The sequence below is a fragment of the Caulobacter sp. FV1ye6ST genome (assembly GCF_058681225.1).
Genome location: NZ_CM178733.1, coordinates 3,508,532 through 3,528,603, shown reverse-complemented (window position 1 = coordinate 3,528,603; position 20,072 = coordinate 3,508,532). Strand labels below are relative to the sequence as shown.

At 61.8% G+C, this 20,072-nt stretch carries 17 protein-coding genes; 8 read left to right on the top strand and 9 right to left on the bottom strand.

The window, feature by feature from the left end; translation table 11 throughout:
- Positions 1-5: 5 nt before the first annotated feature.
- Together ACW175_RS17065 and ACW175_RS17060 are read left to right on the top strand one after the other, a co-directional pair.
- Positions 6-1,217 carry an acyl-CoA dehydrogenase family protein gene (locus ACW175_RS17065; RefSeq protein WP_492101201.1) on the top strand — a complete coding sequence of 404 codons (1,212 nt, stop codon included), beginning with the start codon at positions 6-8 and terminating at the stop codon, positions 1,215-1,217.
- Between the two features lie 80 nt (positions 1,218-1,297).
- Positions 1,298-2,389: an NADH:flavin oxidoreductase gene (locus tag ACW175_RS17060; RefSeq protein WP_492101200.1), complete on the top strand. Its 1,092-nt coding sequence runs from the start codon at positions 1,298-1,300 to the stop codon at positions 2,387-2,389.
- Between the two features lie 211 nt (positions 2,390-2,600).
- Here the strand turns inward: ACW175_RS17060 and ACW175_RS17055 are convergent, their stop codons facing one another.
- From ACW175_RS17055 to ACW175_RS17030, 6 genes are all read right to left on the bottom strand, one after another.
- Positions 2,601-3,392: an SDR family NAD(P)-dependent oxidoreductase gene (locus ACW175_RS17055; protein WP_492101199.1), complete on the bottom strand. Its 792-nt coding sequence runs from the start codon at positions 3,390-3,392 to the stop codon at positions 2,601-2,603.
- 106 nt (positions 3,393-3,498) lie between these two features.
- Positions 3,499-4,410: an SMP-30/gluconolactonase/LRE family protein gene (locus ACW175_RS17050; protein WP_492101198.1), complete on the bottom strand. Its 912-nt coding sequence runs from the start codon at positions 4,408-4,410 to the stop codon at positions 3,499-3,501.
- Between the two features lie 78 nt (positions 4,411-4,488).
- Positions 4,489-4,998, bottom strand: a complete 510-nt coding sequence (locus tag ACW175_RS17045; RefSeq protein WP_492101197.1) for a dihydrofolate reductase — start codon at positions 4,996-4,998, stop codon at positions 4,489-4,491.
- Complete coding sequence (locus ACW175_RS17040; RefSeq protein ID WP_492101196.1) at positions 4,995-5,834, bottom strand: thymidylate synthase; 840 nt, start codon at positions 5,832-5,834, stop codon at positions 4,995-4,997. Before ACW175_RS17040 ends, ACW175_RS17045 begins: the two co-directional genes overlap by 4 nt.
- 222 nt (positions 5,835-6,056) lie before the next feature.
- Entirely contained in the window at positions 6,057-7,007 is a 951-nt protein-coding gene (locus ACW175_RS17035; RefSeq protein ID WP_492101195.1) for a CsgG/HfaB family protein, read from the bottom strand.
- A gap of 81 nt (positions 7,008-7,088) precedes the next feature.
- The gene (locus ACW175_RS17030; RefSeq protein WP_492104984.1) at positions 7,089-7,649 is read right to left on the bottom strand and encodes a DUF924 family protein; all 561 of its coding nucleotides are present in this window, start codon (positions 7,647-7,649) and stop codon (positions 7,089-7,091) included.
- A gap of 106 nt (positions 7,650-7,755) precedes the next feature.
- Between ACW175_RS17030 and ACW175_RS17025 the strand changes: the two genes are divergently transcribed.
- The 3 genes from ACW175_RS17025 (at position 7,756) to ACW175_RS17015 (ending at position 11,515) form a co-directional block, all read left to right on the top strand.
- Positions 7,756-8,658 carry an RcnB family protein gene (locus tag ACW175_RS17025; protein ID WP_492101194.1) on the top strand — a complete coding sequence of 301 codons (903 nt, stop codon included), beginning with the start codon at positions 7,756-7,758 and terminating at the stop codon, positions 8,656-8,658.
- 247 nt (positions 8,659-8,905) lie between these two features.
- Positions 8,906-9,925: a ketol-acid reductoisomerase gene (gene ilvC / locus ACW175_RS17020; RefSeq protein ID WP_099579924.1), complete on the top strand. Its 1,020-nt coding sequence runs from the start codon at positions 8,906-8,908 to the stop codon at positions 9,923-9,925.
- A gap of 48 nt (positions 9,926-9,973) precedes the next feature.
- Positions 9,974-11,515 (top strand): DUF6538 domain-containing protein, encoded by a 1,542-nt coding sequence (locus ACW175_RS17015; RefSeq protein WP_492101193.1) that lies wholly within the window; start codon positions 9,974-9,976, stop codon positions 11,513-11,515.
- A gap of 54 nt (positions 11,516-11,569) precedes the next feature.
- Here the strand turns inward: ACW175_RS17015 and ACW175_RS17010 are convergent, their stop codons facing one another.
- On the bottom strand, positions 11,570-11,767 hold the full coding sequence (locus ACW175_RS17010; RefSeq protein ID WP_492101192.1) for a helix-turn-helix transcriptional regulator: 198 nt from the start codon (positions 11,765-11,767) through the stop codon (positions 11,570-11,572).
- 132 nt (positions 11,768-11,899) lie between these two features.
- On the opposite strand from ACW175_RS17010, the gene ACW175_RS17005 reads away from it, so the two are divergent.
- The gene (locus ACW175_RS17005) at positions 11,900-12,247 is read left to right on the top strand and encodes a hypothetical protein (RefSeq protein ID WP_492101191.1); all 348 of its coding nucleotides are present in this window, start codon (positions 11,900-11,902) and stop codon (positions 12,245-12,247) included.
- 620 nt (positions 12,248-12,867) lie between these two features.
- The gene (locus ACW175_RS17000; RefSeq protein WP_492101190.1) at positions 12,868-14,304 is read left to right on the top strand and encodes a recombinase family protein; all 1,437 of its coding nucleotides are present in this window, start codon (positions 12,868-12,870) and stop codon (positions 14,302-14,304) included.
- A gap of 128 nt (positions 14,305-14,432) precedes the next feature.
- Here the strand turns inward: ACW175_RS17000 and ACW175_RS16995 are convergent, their stop codons facing one another.
- Positions 14,433-15,026 carry a recombinase family protein gene (locus ACW175_RS16995; protein ID WP_492101189.1) on the bottom strand — a complete coding sequence of 198 codons (594 nt, stop codon included), beginning with the start codon at positions 15,024-15,026 and terminating at the stop codon, positions 14,433-14,435.
- A gap of 296 nt (positions 15,027-15,322) precedes the next feature.
- Complete coding sequence (locus ACW175_RS16990; protein ID WP_492101188.1) at positions 15,323-17,311, bottom strand: ATP-binding protein; 1,989 nt, start codon at positions 17,309-17,311, stop codon at positions 15,323-15,325.
- Between the two features lie 277 nt (positions 17,312-17,588).
- Between ACW175_RS16990 and ACW175_RS16985 the strand changes: the two genes are divergently transcribed.
- Positions 17,589-20,051, top strand: coding sequence for a hypothetical protein (locus tag ACW175_RS16985; RefSeq protein WP_492101187.1), 2,463 nt, complete (start codon positions 17,589-17,591; stop codon positions 20,049-20,051).
- Positions 20,052-20,072 lie beyond the last annotated feature (21 nt).

Genomic DNA, 20,072 nt, shown 5'->3' with positions numbered 1-20,072 from the left:
CGACCATGGACCTGGCCTTCTCGCCCGAGGACCTGGCCTTCCAGCAGGAGGTCCGCGACTGGATCGCGACCGCCTATGACGACGGCCTGAGGAAGCAGTTCAGCCAATCCAAGAACGGCTATCTCGACAAAGCCGGGCAGGTGGCCTGGCAGAAGAAGCTGGCCGATCGCGGCTGGGCCGCGCCGGACTGGCCGGTCGAGCTGGGCGGTGCGGGGTTCACGACCTCGCAGCGCTACATCTTCAACATGGAGATGAGCCTGGCTGGCGTGCCGACCTCCTCGCCCATGGGCCTGAAGATGGTCGCCCCGGTGATCATGGCGTTCGGCACGCCTGAGCAGAAAGCCCAGCACCTACCGCCGATCCTGAAGTCCGACATCTGGTGGTGCCAGGGCTATTCGGAGCCGGGTTCGGGCTCGGACCTGGCCTCGCTGCAGATGAAGGCCGAGCGAGATGGCGACGACTACGTCCTGAACGGCTCGAAGATCTGGACCACCCACGCCCAGTGGGCCGACTGGATGTTCTGCCTGGTCCGGACCTCGAACGCGGGCAAGCCGCAGGAGGGCATCTCGTTCCTGCTGCTGCGGATGGACACGCCCGGCATCCAGATCAAGCCGCTGCCGACGCTGGACGGCCCGCCGGCCAATGAACAGGAGATCAATCAGGTCTTCTTCGACAATGTCCGCGTGCCGGTCGCCAACCGCATCGGCGAGGAAAACAAGGGCTGGACCTACGCCAAGTACCTGCTGGAATTCGAGCGTGGAAACGCCTACGCGCCGGGCCTGATGAACATGCTCAAGAAGGTCAAGCGCATCGCCGCGATGGAGCTCGCCGATGACGGCGGAAGGCTGATCGACGACGCCGATTTCCGAAGCAAGATCACCAATCTGGAGATCCAGGTCGAGGCGCTGAACGCCACCGAGCTGCGGATCTTCTCCGGCCGCACCGCCGGCAAGGCGATCGGTCCGGCCTCGTCGATGCTGAAATGCGTCGGCTCGGAGTACCAGCAGGCGATCACCGAACTGACGCTGGAAGCGGTGGGGACCTATGCCGCGCCATTCGTCGAGGACCCCTGGTCCAAGAGCAACGAGCTGCGCGCCGGTCCGGACTACGCCGCCCCCGCCGCCCCGGCCTATTTCAACTACCGCAAGGCCTCGATCTACGCCGGGTCGAACGAGATCCAGCGCAACATCATGGCCAAGATGGTGCTGGGGCTTTAGGGCCTCAGTTTTTCTGCATGGCGCGGCGATCCAAACGTGTGTTTGAGTCGCCCGCAACAACTCCTGTTTCGGAATCCCCCATGTCGCTCGACGCCCTGTTCAAGCCGTTCGAATTCAAGTCGCTGAAGCTGCCCAACCGGACGGTGATGGCGCCGATGACGCGGTCGTTCTCGCCGGGCGGCGTGGCGACCGACGACGTCGCCGCCTACTACCGCCGCCGGGCGGAAGGGCTGGTCGGCCTGATCATCACCGAGGGCACGGGCGTGGCCCGTCCCGCCTCGTTGAACGACGCCAATGTCCCGCGCTTCCACGGCGACGCCGAGCTGGCCGCCTGGAAGAAGGTGGTCGACGAGGTCCACGCCGCCGGCGGCCTGATCGCGCCGCAGCTGTGGCACGTGGGCGCGGCGAAGGGGCCCGCTCAGCTGGGCAAGGTCGACAGCCCCTCGGGTCTGTCCAAGGCGGGCGGCAGCCCGTTCACCGAACCGATGACCGACACCGAGGTCGCCGACACGATCGCCGCGTTCGCGACGGCCGCCGCGGACGCCAAGCGCCTGGGCTTCGACGCCATTGAGCTGCACGGCGCCCACGGCTATCTGATCGATCAGTTCTTCTGGAACGGCACCAATGTTCGCGACGACCTGTTCGGTGGCGCGACCATCGCCGACCGCAGCCGGTTCGCCGCCGAAATCTTGAAGGCCGTCCGCGCGGCTGTGGGTCCCGACTATCCGGTCATCATCCGACTGTCGCAGTGGAAGCAGCAGGATTACGCGGTCAAGAACGCCGAGACGCCGCAACTGCTGGAAGCCTGGCTGCAGCCGTTGGCCGACGCCGGCGCCGACATCTTCCACTGCTCGCAACGCCGCTTCTGGGAGCCCGAGTTCGAGGGCAGCGACCTGAACTTCGCCGGTTGGGCCAAGAAGCTGACCGGCGCTCCGACCATCACGGTCGGCTCGGTGGGCTTGTCGGGCGAGTTCATCGCCGCGTTCGGCGGGGAGGGCAGCCAGCCCGCCTCGATCGACGGCCTGCTGGAGCGTCTGGAACGCGACGAGTTCGACCTCGTCGGCATCGGCCGCGCTCTGCTGCAGGATCCGGAGTGGGTGGTGAAGATCCGCGACGGCCGCAACGACGAGCTGCAGAATTTCGAACGCGCCGCCCTGGGCACGCTGTACTAGACATCATATAGCCGCCCCCCCTGTTCCGGGGCTGTGCCTCGCGCCGGCCCCGGACCATCCTCGCCTTGCTCACGAGAGGGAGGCGTCGATGACTTGGTTGCCCTATATGTCCGGCTTACTCGCTTTGCTGGCCATGGCCTTGCTGGTCGCTGGCGCGTTCCTGCGGGAGTAGGCGGGGGAGCGAGGGCTGACGCTCCCCCTCCGCTTTTATCTAGGCGATCGTGGTGACGAGGCCGCCTTCGGCCTTCAGTGAGGCGCCGTTGGTGGCGGCCGACAGCGGGCTGGCGACATAGGCCACTAGGCTGGCGATCTCTTGTGGTTCGATCATCCGCTGCAGCAGCGACGAGGTGCGGTGCTTCTCGAAGAACTCGGCCTCGTGCTCGGCGGCCGTGCCGTCCGGATTGGCCGACACGCTCTTCAGGAACTCGAAGATGCCGGCCGCGCGGGTCGGACCCGGCAGTACGGAGTTGACCGTGACGCCGGTGCCCTTGGTCTGCTGGGCCATGCCGCGCGCGACCGCCAGCTGGGCGCTCTTGGTCATGCCGTAGTGGACCATCTCGCCTGGGATCGCGAGACCCGACTCCGACGAGATGAAGATCACCCGGCCCCAGTCGCGTTCCAGCATTCCAGGGAAGTAGCCGCGCGACAGGCGCACGCCGCTCATGACGTTGACCTCGAACAGGCGCAGCCAGTCCTCGTCTGGAATGTCGGCGAAGGCCTTCATCTCGTAGATGCCGAGATTGTTCACGAGAATGTCGACCGAGGGGACGGCCTTGAGGATGGCGGCGGCGCCGTCGGCCGTGGCCGCATCGGCCAGCACGCTTTCGACCTTAGCGCCGCCCGAGGCGCGGATGCCGGCGAGGGCCTCGTCCAGCTTGTCCTGGGCGCGGCCGGTCACGAACACGTTGGCGCCTTCGACGGCCAGGGTGCGGGCGATTTCCAGGCCGATGCCGGCGGTCGAGCCGGTCACCAGCGCGGTCTTGTCGTTCAGTTTGAGGTCCATCGCTGGGCTCCGTTGCTTTGACGGTTCCACAGATGGGCCCGCCATGACGCGAAACTACGTCGTGGACAGGCACAGGACTTGTGACTTCAGTTCACCGATTGGATGCCTAGGCGTTGAAGTTCAGCTTCAGGCCCGGACGCGGCCACCGGGCCTTGTAGAGCTTGCCGGTCCCCGACGCCGTGATCCAGGCGTCGCGCATGTCGGCTCCGCCGAAGCAGATGTTGGTCACGATCACGTCCGGGAAGGCGTAGTGCTCGGTCGAGCCGTCGGGATCAAAGGCGGTGATCCCGCCGTTGATGATGGTCGCCACGCAGACCTTGCCGCCGGCCTCGACCGCCAGGCTGTCCAGCAGTTGGTAGCCCGGCAGATTGCAGACCACGTTCCCGGGCATCAACGGGTGCGCGTCGGCCAGCACGCCCGGCGCGGTCACCTCGAACGACCAAAGCCGGCCCAGCATGGTGTCGGCCATGTAGACCGTCTTCTCGTCGGGCGAGAGGCCCACGCCGTTGGGCGAGACGAAGTGGTCGCGCCAGCGTGTGATCTTCGAGCCGTCGGGGAGGGCGTAGTACAGCGCCCCGTACTTGCGGCCGTCCGGCGTCGAGCAGCCGTGATCGGTGAACCAGAAGCCGCCCTGCTTGTCGAACACGAGATCGTTGGGGCCGACCAGCGCCTTGCCGTCGCACGTGGTGTAGAGCGTGGTGATGGCGCCGCTCGCGATGTCGATCCGCTGGATCGAGCCGCCCGTGTGGGTCGGCGGGGTAGGGCCGGGGATGTTCAGCCCATTGGCCTCGAAGAACTGGAAGGCGGCGCCGTTGTTGGTGACATAGAGGGCGCCGTCCGGCCCGATCGCCGCGCCGTTGGGACCGCCGCCGGTTCGCGCCACCGTCTCCTTGCGACCGTCCGGCCAGATACGGGTCAGGCATTGGCCCTGGATCTCGGTGAGGATCACCGAGCCATCGGCCATGGCCACGGGACCTTCGGGGAATTGCAGACCTTCGGCGACCAGCTGGATGTCCATCGACGTCTCCCTATGCGCCTCTGATGAGCGCTGGCGACGACTATAAACGTCCGTTTGAATCTGGCGAGGGTTCCGTTGCTAGCGCCGCTCCAGCACCCGGAACACGAAGGCGTGGTCGTCGCCTTCGCTGGCCGGGTATTCCTCGCGGCGGACTTCGGTCCACGCGCTTTCGTCGAAGTCGGGGAAATGGACGTCGCCCTCGACCTCGGCGGCGACGTCGGTCAAGTAGAGGCGCTTGGCCTTGGGCAGGGCGGCCTCGAACAGGCTGCGGCCGCCGATCACGCAGACCTCCGCCGCGCTGTCGTCTTCAGCCTGCTCACGGGCCATCTGCACGGCTTCCATGAAGCTCTCACAGACGACCGCCTGCTCGGGCTCGAACGATCCGTCGCGCGACAGCACGACGTTCATGCGGCCGGGCAAGGGTTTGCGGGGCAGGCTGTCCCAGGTCTTGCGGCCCATGATGATCGGCTTGCCCAGGGTGTTGGCCTTGAACAGGGCCAGGTCCGACTTCAATCGCCAGGGCAGGTCGCCGTCGCGACCAATCACGCCGTTGGCCGCGCGGGCGACGACGATGGCGAGGGGGATCAAACCGAAACCTCGGCCTTGATGTGCGGGTGGGCTTGGTAGCCTTCCAGGGTGAAGTCCTCGTACGCGAAGGCGAACAGGTCGCGCTTGTCGGCGATCTTCAGGGTCGGAAAGTCGAACGGCTCGCGAGTCAGCTGCTCGCGGGCCTGTTCCAGGTGATTCAGATAGAGGTGGGCGTCGCCGAAGGTGTGGACGAACTCGCCCGGCTCCAGGCCGACGACCTTGGCGACCATCAAGGTCAGCAGGGCGTAGCTGGCGATGTTGAACGGCACGCCCAGGAACACGTCGGCGCTGCGCTGGTAGAGCTGGCAGGACAGCTTTCCATCCGCGACGAAGAACTGGAACAGGCAGTGGCAGGGCGGCAGGGCCATGTCGTCGACATCGGCCGGGTTCCAGGCCGTGACGATGTGGCGGCGGCTATTGGGATTGGTCTTCAGGTTCTCGACGAGGTTGGCGATCTGGTCGATCGACTGGCCGTTGGGCGTGGCCCACGAGCGCCACTGCTTGCCGTAGACCGGGCCGAGGTCGCCGTTCTCGTCGGCCCACTCGTCCCAGATGCGCACGCCGTTGTCCTTGAGATAGGCGATGTTGGTGTCGCCCTTCAGGAACCACAGCAGCTCGATGAAGATCGAGCGCAGGTGCAGCTTCTTGGTGGTCAGGACCGGGAAGCCCTTGGCCAGATCGAACCGGATCTGACGGCCGAAGACGCCCAGCGTGCCGGTGCCCGTACGGTCGCCGCGCTGGACGCCGTTCTCGAGGATGTCGGCGAGCAGGGCCAGATACTGCCGCTCGGGATGGTCGGCGGCGGCTTTGGGGGCGTCGAGGACTTGGGCGTGCATGGCGTCCAGTGTGGTCGCGAATCGCGGCCTTGAACACTGCTGAGCGCGGAAGCGTCCACAGGCGGCGCCAACTATCCTCCCCCGTTCGGGGAGGGGGACCGCCGAACGGCGGTGGAGGGGGTCTTGCTCTGCATTCCAGTGCTGACCCCCTCCGTCTCGCTGCGTATTCGCAGCGATCCACCTCCCCCAGACGGGGGAGGAGAGACCCCTTTCGATTCAGCCCTACTTCCCCGGCTCGAGCGCGGTGTTCAGCACCCAGCCGCCATTGTCGTTCTCGTCGGCGACTTCCCACCACAGGTCCTGCTTCTTGCCCGTCGGATAGACGATGGCGCCGGCGGGGAGGGCGCGGATCAGCTTGCCGGCGGCCAGCGGGGTGGCGCGCAGGTTGGTGACGCGGGTGGCCACGAAAGTCTTCGACGGAGCCGCCGCCGCGGCCGGACCGGCCTGCGACAGCAAGCCCAGGTCGCCGATCATCTTCGAATAGGCGTTGATGAACGACAGGGTGACGATGCGACCGATGTCGGTGTCCTCGTAGCCGCCGCCCACCGCGCCGGCGAAGCCGTAGCCGCCGCCCGCGCCCCAGCCGATGTCATTCTTCACCGCGTAGCCTTCCGACACCGACATGGTCTCGGTGGTGCGGACATTGGTCAGCGACAGAACGGTGTTGGCTTCCAGCTTCTTGGTCTTGATGCCGCCGACCAGGCCGCCGACGCGACCGCCGATCAGGCCGCCGATGGCGCCGGCCACCGCGCCGCCGCCGACATTGCTGTTGCTGCCCTGGACCTCGGCGACCAGCACATAGTCGGCCGCCTTGACCTGGCCCTGGCCGACATTGGAGCCGCGCTGCAGGCCAAGATTGCCGCCGATCGCGCGTTCCTTCTCGGCCGCTCCGAGGCCCGCGCCCCGGTCGACCAGGTTGAAGCAGCCCGAACGCTGGACGATGGCGCGCAGCACCTTCTGCGGCGAGGCGAGGTTATACTGGGTCCAGCCGCTGGAATCGTCGCCGTCGACGATCGACAGCGTGCCCAGCTTGCGGGCGCAGTGCGGAACCTCGGCCGAGGCCTGCGTCTGCATGGTCTGGCCCTTGCTGGCCTTGGCCTGGGCGAAGACCGTGACAGGTGTCAGGGTGGTCAGCGCCAGACCTACGGCCAGCGCGCTACGGAAGGCTTTCATACGTGGTGTTCCCCGGTCGGTCCCCGAACTTGAGACGTCACCCTACAGGCGAGGGACGGTCGCGCCAAGATTGAGAGGCGGTTAACCGGCGAAACCGCCTTCGTCGAGAAACTCCTGCTCGGCCTCGGTGGTCTTGCGACCAAGGCCGGCGTTGCGGTGGGGGAAGCGACCAAAGCGGGCGATGATGTCGCGATGGATGATCGCGAACTTCATCGACTCCTCATCGCCGGTGTCGGCCTGGAGAGCGGCGAACAGCTGGACGCTGAGCTCCTGGTCGACCAGCGACTCGGAGTGCTCGAACGGCAGGTAGAAGAACGGGCGCAGGTCCGCGTCGATGGCCGGATCCGTGTCGTGGCCGGCGGCGATGGCCTCGTGGGCGAACATCCGGGCCAGCGGGTCGGTGGCGAAAGCGTGCGGGGTGTTGCGGTACATGTTGCGCGGGAACTGATCGAGCAGGATCAGCAAGGCCAGCGAGCCCAAAGGCGTCTCGGTCCACTTGTCATAGCGGCGCATCGAGGCGCGATAGTGGGTCTGCTCGAACTTCAGGGCGATGGCGCTGTCGAAGGCGGGGTCCTTCTTGAACCACTTCTTGGGTCCGGCGCCGCGCCAGAAGGCGACGATGTCGTTGTAGTGCGCGCTCATCGAGGCCCTCACGCGTTCTTCGTTCAAGCACGGTTCATCGGGCGAGTCCGACACTGCTATCAAGGGACAAGCCCGGGCCGCGCTTCAAGGCCCTTCGGAGCAAGAAATGAAACGTCTGATCACGACCGCCCTGGCGCTTTCGCTGCTGGGGGGCGCGACGGCACAGGCCGGAGCCGCCGCCGGGGTGGTGGCTCAGCAGCAGTTCGCCCAGCGCGATCGCGGCGACGGCGGCCCCAGGGGTGATCGCGGCGACCGCGGCGGTGTTGACCGTGGCCAAGCCGGGGGGGGCGGCGGCGGCTGGAACCGCGGCGGTGATCGCCCGCAACCCCAGCCCCAGGCTCAGCCGCAATCCCAGGCTGAGCCGCGGCAGAACAACGGCGGCGGCTGGAACCGTGGCGACCGTGGTGATCGCGGCGGCTGGACTCGTGGGGAGAGGCCTCAGACCCAGCCGCAACAACAGCCACAACCTCAACCGCAGGCCCAGGCGCCTCAGAACAACGGCGGCTCGGGCTGGAACCGGGGTGGCAACGATAATCGGGGCGGCTGGAATCGTGGCGACGACAATCGCGGCGGCCGCCCCGACCGGAACGACAACCGCGGCGACGGCAATCGTCCGGGCAACTGGGACCGAAACGACAACAATCGCTGGGACAGCAACCGTGGCGGCTGGGACCGGAACGACCGCCGTCCGGGTCAGGGCCAGTACCGTGATCGTGACCGCGGCCGGAGCCAGTACGACCGTAGCTACTACCGCCCTAGCTACCGCTCGTCGCAGCGCTACAGGGCGCCGGCCTACCGCTATCCGAGCGGCTGGTACGCGCGCAGCTGGTCGTTCGGCGACTACCTGCCGGGCGGCTGGTACGGCAGCTCGTACTACCTGAACTGGGGCTCCTACGGCCTGCCGTTGCCGCCGATCGGCTGCGAGTGGGTCCGGGTCGGCGACGACGCCCTCCTGGTCGACGTCTGGAGCGGCCAGGTCCTGAGCGTCTACTACGACCTCTTCTGGTAGACCCCGCGTGAACCTCGCGCCTGAATGCTCAGGGCGAGGTTCATTTGGCGGATCGTGGCCGTCCTTTTTGGGTCTCGTCATGGCGATCCGCGGCGTGTGCGTCTAAAACGGGGCCGCAGGGGTGTCGCATTTCGGCGTTCTGTCGGCTTCACCTTGACGAAACGGCAAAAAAACGCTCAAACGCCCGGCCTTTGTCGCTACGCCGTTGCGCGAAGCGGCCAAATTGACCAGTCCTTGGAGATAAAACATGCGCGTCTATTATGATCGCGACGCCGACCTCGCCCGCATCTTGGATAAGAAGATCGCGATCGTAGGCTATGGTTCGCAAGGTCATGCCCACGCGCTTAACCTTCGGGACTCGGGCATCAAGAACGTAGCGGTCGCCCTGCGCGCCGGTTCGCCGACCGCCAAGAAGGCCGAAGGCGAAGGCCTGAAGGTCATGACCGTCGCCGAGGCCGCCGCCTGGGCCGACCTGATCATGATCCTGGCTCCGGACGAGCATCAGGCCGCGATCTACAAGAACGAGATCGCCCCCAACATCCGTGACGGCGCGGCCCTGCTGTTCGCCCACGGCCTGAACGTCCACTTCGGCCTGATCGAGCCGAAGGACACCATCGACGTCCTGATGGTCGCGCCGAAGGGCCCGGGTCACACCGTGCGCGGCGAGTACCAGAAGGGCGGCGGCGTGCCGTGCCTGATCGCGGTGCACCACAACGCCACCGGCAACGCCCACGACCTGGGCCTGGCCTATGCCAGCGCCATCGGCGGCGGTCGCTCGGGCATCATCGAGACCAACTTCCGCGAAGAGTGCGAGACCGACCTGTTCGGCGAACAGGCCGTCCTGTGCGGCGGCACGGTCGAGCTGGTCCGCGCCGGCTTCGAAGTGCTGGTGGAAGCCGGCTACGCGCCGGAAATGGCTTATTTCGAGTGCCTGCACGAGCTGAAGCTGATCGTCGACCTCATGTACGAAGGCGGCATCGCCAACATGAACTACTCGATCAGCAACACGGCCGAGTACGGCGAGTACGTCACCGGTCCGCGCATCATCACGCCGGAAACCAAGGCCGAGATGAAGCGCGTGCTGGAAGACATCCAGTCGGGCAAGTTCGTCCGCGACTTCATGCTGGAAAACGCCGTGGGCCAGCCCTCGTTCAAGGCCACCCGCCGTCGCGCGGCCGAGCACCAGATCGAGGAAGTCGGCGGCCGCCTGCGCGACATGATGCCCTGGATCGCCAAGAACAAGCTGGTTGACCAGGCCAAGAACTAAGCTGAAAACGCTAGGAAACTAGGTAACTCAGAGGGTTAGAAGGTCTGCATGTCCCGCGTGACTGCTACACAGCGCACGTCGGAGAAAGAGATGCTGACCGGACTTAAGCAGCGGGGCTCGCGGTGGTTTCTACGCCGTCGCGTCCCCGCTGAGTTTGTTGAGGCCTGGGGGAGTGCCGAGGTAACCCGCGCTCTGGGTACCTCTGACTACAGGGAAGCAAAGAAGCTGCTTCCGTTGGTTTGGGCTGCTCTCGATCAGGAGTTTGCTGGCAAGCAACTCGCCATCGATCCGAACACCGACGCCAAGCTTGACGCCCATCAGAAGGCTCTCGGTGTCGTCGCCGCGCTGCGCATCCAGCGCGACAAGGCTGCGTCTGAAGGCGCGCTCGATAAGTTCAACGAGTATTGGCGTGGACAGCTTGAGGTCCATCAGGCCTTCCTCAACGGCGACCAGACCCCGACATGGAGCCTCGCTGCTCATGAGGGCATCAGGAACGGCATCCATGCGTTTCTGACGGGTGACGGCGCGCTGGCGATCCCGATCGAGGCTGCTCTGTCTGCCTCAGCAATCGAGGACAACCCGACCGTTACAGAGCTGCACACGAGATGGCTGAAAGCGCAGCAGCGTGCGCCTTCCACGGTGAAGGAGATGCAGCGCTCGGTAGGCCGGTTTGTCGACATCGTTGGTGACAAGCGGATCAAGGCTGTAAGCCGTAGGGATGTGACGGTCTTCTCCGACAAGATGCGCGAGCCGGGAGCGGTGTCGCCGGAAGGCGTAAGCATCCCAACGACTAACACCACGCTTTCACTTCTCAGCGCCTTGTTCGGGATGGCGGTGAAGCGCGGCTACATCGAGAACAACCCGGCCAGGGGCACCCAGTTGAAGGATGCGCGCAGGCCGAGGGAAAAGCGACGTGAGTTCGATACGGCTGCACTCGGGGCGATCTTCGGCAGCCCCATCTACACCGCCGACGAACGGCCTGACGGCGGGGCGGGGGAGGCGGTCTACTGGCTTCCTCTCCTGGCGCTCTACACCGGAGCGCGGATCAACGAGCTGTGCCAACTCCACCCCGAAGACGTGCGGCAAGAGGGCTACACAGATGCAGCGGGTGAGCGCCATCAGACCTGGGTAATCCGGATCGAGCAAGACGCTGCCAAGGGCAAGCGCGTGAAGACAGACGGTAGTGAGCGGCGTATTCCCGTTCACCCCGATCTAGAACGTCTCGGGTTCGTGCAGTACGCGCGGGATCAAGCTGGTAGCGCACTGCTGTTCGACAAGCTGTCGATGGGCTCAAATGAGACTAAGCAATCCGGCAATTGGGGGCGGTGGTTCGGTCGCTATCTGAGAAAGAAGTGCGGTGTTACCGACGACCGGATGACATTCCACAGCTTCAGGCACACTTTCAAGCACCACATGCGCCAATGCCAAATCCCCAAGGACGTAAACGACGCCCTTACTGGCCATGACCCCGGTGATGCGGCTTCCGCATATGGCGGGATGTCGTTCCCGCTATTCCCGTTGGTGCAGGGTATGAAGGCGTACCGGGTCGACGGCTTCACCTTACCCAAACCGCCGCCCGCATTTCGCTAGCGAGAGCGTGCTCGCGTTGTTGGGTCGTGGAAAGGTCGTTGAGTGAGGGCGGAGCTAGAGCCCAGCAGCCTTCACCAACTCTGACGGTGACAGCTCAACCGCGCTCGCGATCCGCACAACAGCGGTGAAGCTGATGTTGCGCTTGCCGCGCTCGACTTCGCCCATGTGTGTCCGGCTGACCTTCGCGGCGTCGGCGAGGGTCTCCTGCGACATGCCCAGATGATTGCGGCGCAGCCGGATGGCGTCGCCCAACTTTGTGAGCGTTTGCCTCTCTTCCGGTGTGTCCACGACCCTTGCCACGGCCGGTAGATCGCTTCATGAGTGATCGAGGTACCACCAGATCGAGGTACCATTCGGCACTGTGGCGAGGATTAGGGGGCTGCTGTGAACTTCTTCAAACGCTTTGGGCTCGTCCGACACCTGACGAAGATGATCGGCTGGATGGTCGTCATGGAAAGAACGCGCCGCAACATGCCCGCTGGCGCTGGCGGCGGCATCGATAGCTTACCTCGGGATCAGCAGGCGCGAGCAGTCAGGGAGCTTGAGGCAGGTATGGCAGCGATGGCGAAGTACCCACGCCATGTGATTACAGCTGAGCTCATCCAGGAGCGTCAGATTGCGCTCAAGCTGGGGCAGCGGGAGAGAGCTGAAGCTGCTGGCAGTTTGCTGGAACACCTGATTGGCCACAATCTTGCGCTAGGTGCCGAGGACTTCATGAAGTCATACGCCTAAGGCAGATATGAGGTGCGGTTGGAGTACCCAGGAGTTTTCCGTCAATCAGCGGGATTGGAGATAGATGCTCCTCACAATGGATGCCAATCCATTCCCGTCTTCACCGGTCATTGCTGGTAGTATCTATAGTAGTACTCAGGTGTACTCCGGGGTGCCTCTTATCACTACCCATCTCATTCATGCTTGCCTGCAGGTTGGCTCACCTAGCTCAACCATCTGTCGTTCTCTAGGATCGATCTCTTTCACTCAATCCGGGGGCACTCAGGTGTACTACTGGGTACTCCAACAAACAGATGCACCGGCCTTGTCATGGTAAGCGTACCGATAGTCTGCCACTTCATGTCGTGGAATGAGGGTGGAGCGTTCCGATAGCGAGAATGTACCAAAATGTTCCGTGTAGCGTGAATGTACCAAAACAGAAGGTTCTCTCTGCTGCTATGGACTAACGTCACTGGCGTGAGCGGTGGATTGTCTGCCATGCTCCGCTGTACTCACATAGTGTTGATCGCAAACTAGTCGTTCAACGATGGGTTTGCGAGAAATGTGACGTCCAGCGCCGTTCCAATTCCCAGCAGGGCGTACCTGCTCTCTCTCCGTCACATCCAGAACGGAGAACTGCCATGCACTTAGACCCAAAGACGCCGCCGGTCCGCGCCGCTCAATACGTCCGCGCCGCTGTGCAGTACCTACGCATGTCAACCGAACACCAGCGGTACTCTCCCGACAATCAGCGGGCCGCGATCGCACGCTATGCCGCCGAGCACGGCTACGAGGTCACTAGGACTTACATTGATGAGGGTAAGAGTGGCCTGACGCTAACCGGGCGCGATGGCCTCAAACAGCTCCTGGCCGACGCCGTTTCCGGTAACGCGGGCTTCGAGGCGATCCTTGTGCTGGATGTCAGCCGCTGGGGCCGCTTTCAGGATGTCGATCAGGGCAGTCACTACGAGTGGCTGTGCCGATCGGCCGGTGTCTCGGTCCACTACGTCAATGAGCCGTTCGAGCAGGACGGCAGCATCGCTTCCAGCCTCATCAAACAGCTCAAGCGCGTCATGGCTGGCGAGTACAGCCGGGAGCTATCAGTCAAGGTCACCCAGGCGCACGTCAACTATGCTACGTCAGGGTACGTTCAAGGTGGTGCGCTCCCCTATGGCTTCCGACGCCTGATTGTAGACGAGCACGGCGCACCAAAGGGGGTGATTGAACCCGGCGAACGTAAGGGGTCTCGGCTAGATCGGTCTGTACCTATCCCCGGACCCAAGCATGAGATCGCGATCGTCAACCGCATCTACCGGCTCTACATCTCCGGTAAGTCTCATCGCCGTATCGCGGAAATCCTGAACGAGAAGGGCGTGCCCGCAGGCCGAGGGAGGCCTTGGACCCATGGCAAGGTTGCCTGCATCCTCCACAACGACCTGGTTCTCGGCCGGTACACGTACAACAGGACATCGCGGAAGCTAGGGGGGCAATGGAGCCGAAATGACGCCGACAAATGGATCGTCGTGCAGGTCTTCCCGCCTGTAGTAGACCCCGAGGTGGTCAGGGTGGCTCGTCAGACGCCACGCCAAGGGAAGGCTGGCCTCATAAGCGATCGCAAGCTGCTGGGTGATCTGAGCAAGCTCTATGAGAAGCAAGGCCATCTCAATGGGCGAATGATCAAGGCTGCGTCCAACTTAGCGCACCCCAAGACCTACCAGAACCACTTCGGCAGCCTGGAGGAGGCGTACAGACGCGTGGGGTTTGTGCCGACCAAGGCTATCTGGAACCGGGTCAATACGGTCGAGCAATCGCCAGATCAGATCATCGAGGCCTTGAGGCACTGCTACCAGCGGCACGGCTATGTCAGCGCCAAGCTGATCAATGCCGAGCGAAGCTTGCCATCGGTTGACTATCTGAAGAAGACGTTTGGCGGCTTGCCGGAAACCTACCGCCTCGCGGGCATCCCGTACTCAGATATGCAAACCAGCGCGGCCGGAGGGCGGCGACGGCTTTCTGAGGCGCGCAAGGCGGCATTGGCGGCGACGGCGTTGGCGACCGGCGACGACAGCGCTGACTAGTTGGCTGTCAGGCGGCGAAAGCAGTCGGTTTGATGCGGAGGGGCGGGCGCTGGATTTCGCCCCTCCTGGCCGCCCTGCGCTGGTCGCGTTCTCGCGTCAGACTGAGGTCGTCAAATGACGCCGCGACGTTACCGAGAAGCGCCCGCCTGCGCCCGCCTTTCAACCCGCTGGATTGTGGTGGGGCTGACGTTGTGCAGGCGGGCTAGGGCTCGGACGCCAACGCCACCGGCGCGTTGTTCCATGATGGACCGCTCGACGTCCGAAGACAGCCGCGTCGGCCTTCCCAGCGTCTTGCCCTCGGCCTTAGCTCGCTTGAGCCCGGCCTGGGTCCGTTCGATGAGCAGGTCGCGTTCGAACTCGGCGACGGCGTTGAGCACACCCATCGTCATCTTCCCCGCAGCGCTAGTCAGGTCAACGCCGCCCAGAGCGAGGCAGTGGACCCGCACACCCAGCTTGTCGAGGTATTCGACCGTCATCCGGACATCAATGGCGTTTCGCCCTAAGCGGTCGAGCTTGGTGACGACAAGCACGTCACCTTCCTCCAACTTCCGCATGAGGTCAGCAAAGCCCTTCCTGTCCGACGCGGCCACCGATCCCGAGACCGTCTCGGCAATGATGCGGTGAGTAGCGACAGCGAACCCAGCCGCCTCGATCTCGTGGACTTGGTTGTCTGTCGTCTGGTCGGCTGTGCTGACCCGGCAGTACGCGAACGTTCGACCCATAACTTCATCCTGTCCCGAAATGGCGTCACGAAACTAAGGCTGTTACGAAAGGCGGGTCAAGCTAGATTTCGTGACGGCCTGTCGGTGTGTAACGGAAACGGTCGATTTCGTGACGTGTCGCGTCGTCAGTGCGCCATGGAGCGCTGCCCAGGCATCGTGTAGTCGAGGGGCAATGCCAGTCTCACTGCGTCATCCGCTTGCGCGTTGGATGGGGTGGCGGGGGAGGCTCCTGCCTGGATTGGTCGCAGTTGCGTTCGCGCGGTCCGGCACCGATTTCAAGTCGCGGTGTGAGGGGATTACTCCGCTGCCTCAACGTCAGCCTTTACGCTGACGCCATCTAGAAGCGCAGCATACTCCTCTCGGAGAAAGCTCATGGCCTTCGCATCTTGCGCGGTATAATTCAATTTCTCTTGGATAAACTGATATCGGGCTTTGTTCTCCTCAATCAGTTGATCCCAGGTTTTGACGTAGATTTTGGACTTCGGTGTATCCCGTATGAGGCCTCGACCCTTTGGGTCTTGCTCTACCTCAAACTTCCCCATCTTGCCAAGTTTGTCAGATATCACCCAGTAGCGCCACACAACACCAGCGCGGCTTGCAAAGCGTCCGTCTTGCTCGATTGACGCGGCGTACTTCTTGATCTGACTTATCTCATCGTCATCTACAGACACGCCTGGACGCTTTAGTTCTATAACAAGGTGCTCAACTTCGTCCTCTCTATGGCGTCTAAGTAGTCGAGACAGCATCAGGTCAACGATGCCCTTCTTTTGGCTGACGTGCTTCACATGGTCGTCGATGACGATGTCATCATCGAGAAACTTCTTGTGAGCTTTCAAGACGGCAGTAAGGTCTTGGTCGTCAGTAGAAACGACAAATTCCTCACCGAAAATCCACGGGTTTGCCGCAAGGATGCGGTGGAGTTGAGTTCTTTCCTTGATCCGGCCCTTTTCTTCGTACTCATAGACGATCTGATATAGCCCGCGTAGAAACTTTAGTCTGTCGGTCACTACCTTTGCGGCCTCAATAACTGACGAGAGGCTAGTTTCTTCTAGCAGCTTCGCCAAATCATCTTGCTCTCTTTGGGGTAGCTCGATTACACGCGAAAGCAATTCACGGAGCTGATTGGGACCTGTTTCGACAGCGTGTCGAAGAAGCTCAAGTTGAAGCTTCTTGGCTACCACAGGTGCGTTGGCGAGTTCGGTGCTGGCTGTCTGTAATTTTACCGCGACGATCTCAAAGACCTGCCGCTCAGCCTCTTCAACACTGTTTGCTGGAGGGGCCTTGTAGGGGTAGATGTTGGAAGTCTTCCACTCCTCAATGATACGTGCTGCTACCTTCTTTTCCTCAGTCTCGTAGTGAGACTTCAGTTGCTCTTTCGCGGAGGCGATGATTGAGGCACCGATGGGGTCAAGTTCAGCTAGGTCGAGACGGTCTTCCTTCTCCAAGTCCTCCAGATACGGTGAGTTCAGGTATGCCGAGAAGGAATGGCGTTTGATCTGAAACTTGGTCGGCACCTGCTGTAGCGCGAACCCTCGTCGATCGCAGATATACAGGCTGCGTCGATTGAGGTGCTTCCACTCCATTACGCGCAGGAAGTTATCTTCTAGGGCTTCGCCGTTTGCGTCCTTGATTGCAGGGAGGTCGAGCGTAAGCTCGCTCGATATCGCGTCGGTTGGGTCTAGGTTGCGCCCACAGTACACAACCTTTGCATTGGGATAGTCTAAAAGGTAGACAGCATAGGTTTCCGTCATCTCGATGACGGCCTCGTCTGTATCAAGGTTTTGGAACTGTTTGACTAAATCTGTTACTGTGACGATGCAGCCGGTTTTATCCCGCTTCGACTTGGCGGGTGACGACGGGATGACTTCGTTTGGGTTTGATTGAGAGATGGACATCGTGAACTCGTAGATGTCCATGCCTTGGGCATAGAAGAACGTCCATATCACCGACTGTCCCAGCGATAGGGCTTTGTAGCGGCCTTGGCCCTGGCTTCCGTGAAGGAGCCGACCGCGTTCGCGCGTGCGGGCGCCAGGTTTCTTCCATGAACCTCCGAGCCGCTTGAAGAACTCTCTTGCTTCGTCCGGCGTCGCGCCGCCGCCGTCGTCCTCGACCACAATCGATTGCAGCCCAAGATGGCCCTCATGAAGATAGACGGTCACCTCACTCGCTTCGGCATCCAGGCTGTTCCAGACGAGCTCTGCGATTGCGTTGAGGGGGCGGGCCCTGGCGATGCGATGAAAGGTGTCTGCTTCGGCAACAACTTTTATGCGATCTTCTTCGGCCATGCACTTCTCCCCACTGGGCGTATGTAGCGTGAAGACCTTCGGCGCGAGAAGCTATTTCCCATCAAAATGGGTAAGGCTTACGTGTGAAAGCGCGGCGCTGTCCGTGCGTTTCGCACAGTTCCCCATGGCAAACGATCGCATGCACTCGGCGGTCTGTCGCGGCGCTGTCGGAGGTAAGGCTTGATATATCGGGCGAGGGCTAATGGCCCACCCATCGCGACAAACCAGAGCAATCGTCATAGGGTGACTGAGTGCGCGATAGGGGAGCGTCTTAGCGATGCCAAGGGAGCCCAGTCGGGCGTACATCAACGAGGCGGAGGTAGAGCTTAAGTTCGCCTATCCGCTTCTGACGCAAGCAGGATTGTTGGGCGTTGATGAGGCTTGGGTTCGCCCAAAGGATTATCTTGCCCCCACAATCATAGATAAGCGCGCGGGGAAGTCGGGGGGGTATTACCCGGACTTCTCTGTGTGGGCGCAGGGCTATCCGCTGGTCACAGTGGAAGTGAAGGATACCGACGTAGCGCCCGAAGTCGGATACCGCGAAGCAATGCTATACGCGCGGCACTTGAACGCGCTTTATCCGACGGGACGTAACCCCTGCAGGTTCGTTCTTGCAACCAACGGCGTGGAGGTACTTGCCGGGGTTTGGGATCAGGACGAACCGGTGCTGCGACTATTGTGTCGCGATCTGAGCCCCGGAACAGCTGCTATCCAGGAACTAAGAAGTCTAGTCGGTCGTGAGGCCTTGCGGGATCACGCTGATAAGATTTATTCGGCACTGAAGATAGAGCGCGGTTTGCGTCCCTTCAACCTCGCGGGTGGCCAAGCGCTACTTGCTGCGAAGACGCCGCTCAACTCTTTCGCTGCGCAGCTCTCCCCCGTCTTACGAAGATACTTCTCCTCTGTTGGCGAGGAGGATGTAGCCGAAATTACGCAGCGAGCTTACGTCTCGACTGCTGAGCGGACGGAATACGATCGCGTATTGGAGGCGCTTCTTAAAGATCGAGCTTCCCCGAGGCGGGATACGCCAGTCCAGCCTCTTAACCCTGGGCGCAGCGACGAGCCGCTTTTGACCAACCGGTTGCGCAATCATTCCGGCGGGGGACCTCGATCGGGGCAACTTCAGATAATTCAGGGCGGTGTAGGCGCTGGTAAGTCGCTGTTCGCTCGTCGCTACCGTGATGTTCTGGAGCCAGCCGATCTCAAGGCCAATAACCGCTGGGCCTTCATCAACTTCAATACGTCCGGCCCGTCCCTCAAGGGGGCTGAGGCTTGGCTATGCGAGGAGTTCGTAAAGAGCTTCCAGAACGAGAACCCGGAGATCGACATCTATGACCGGAACACTCGACGAGGCATCTTCTCGAAGAAAATACAGCAGCGCCGCGCGCACTACGAAGAATTAGCCGCCATATCACAGGCGGAAGAGCTGAAGGCTCGCGCCGATGACCTCGACAAGTGGCAAGATGATTGGGTTTTATTCGCCGAAGGGATTGCCGAGTACGTCGTTGGTGGTACCCAGAGGTCTCTTATTGTTGTCATGGACAACGTCGATAAGCTGGAGTTAGAAAACCAACTCGACGCTTTCCAGCTTTCGTTGTGGTTTATGCACCGAACTAAGGCGTTTGTGATCCTTCAGATGAGGGACGAGACTTACGAGCGCTATAAGAACAGGCCTCCACTTGACACATTCCGTGCGGGTATGGCGTTCCACATCACGCCACCACGCTTTGTTGACGTTGTTAAGAGGCGTCTCGAGTTAGCGATAGAGTATCTCGCTGAGAACGCTGAGGAAAGTACTGAATATGTTCTCGGAAATGGCGCGCGCGTTAAGATACCGAGGGGCGAGTTAGGGAATTTTCTCACATCTTTATACAGCGCTTTGTTTGGTCGCCGTACGAATGTCGCTCGGTTGCTTGAGGCTTTGTCAGGGCGTGACGTGCGTAGTGCTCTGGAAATGTTTCAGAGCTTAGTCACCTCGGGTCATCTAACGCCCGAAGCAATCACGTCAACTGCGCGCGGCGCTGGTGAATTCAAGATACCCGAGCATGTTGTCATCAACATTCTGATGCGAACTGATTATAAATTCTTCAGTGAAGAGAACGAGACGGGATTTATATCCAATATCTTATACTATTCAAATGATTGGCTTGCCCCAGATAACTTTCTTCTGGTGGAGGTGCTATACTTTCTCACCATACATCGAAAGCGTCGGGGTGGGCTTGGCCTTGAGGGTTACTTCACTGTACGATCGATATGTGATGCGGTCGCTAAGCTCGGCTATGATCAAGAGGATGTTCACGCCGCCATCAACCATCTACTGGCTAGAGAATTGATCATTGCTGATAACTTTAACTTCAGGGCTGTGGGCCGAGACCAAAGTGTAAAGGTGTTGGCGTCGGGGTTTATGCATCTGCGGGTATTATGTTCTCGGATTGAATACATCTATGGCGTTATACCTGATACTCCTATTGCTAACCGAACGACCGCCGATAGGCTAGCTAGCTTCATGAACGTTGAAAGTCAGCGGCCTGTTGGGGCGCGGCACAAGGCGCAGGGTGCTGAGGTTCTCGTCGAATACCTGGAAAAGCTTCTTGCGGAGAGCAGGGCGAAGAACCCCTTTTTCGATCCCGATAACTCCGGAGCGTCCTATGTCATAAAGGCGATGCGAAGCTCCTTGGACCGCTTTTACAATCAAGGCCCGGCGGAAGTGGAGCATGACCAACTCGACTTACCTATCTAGTGCCACGCCGGATCGTGACTA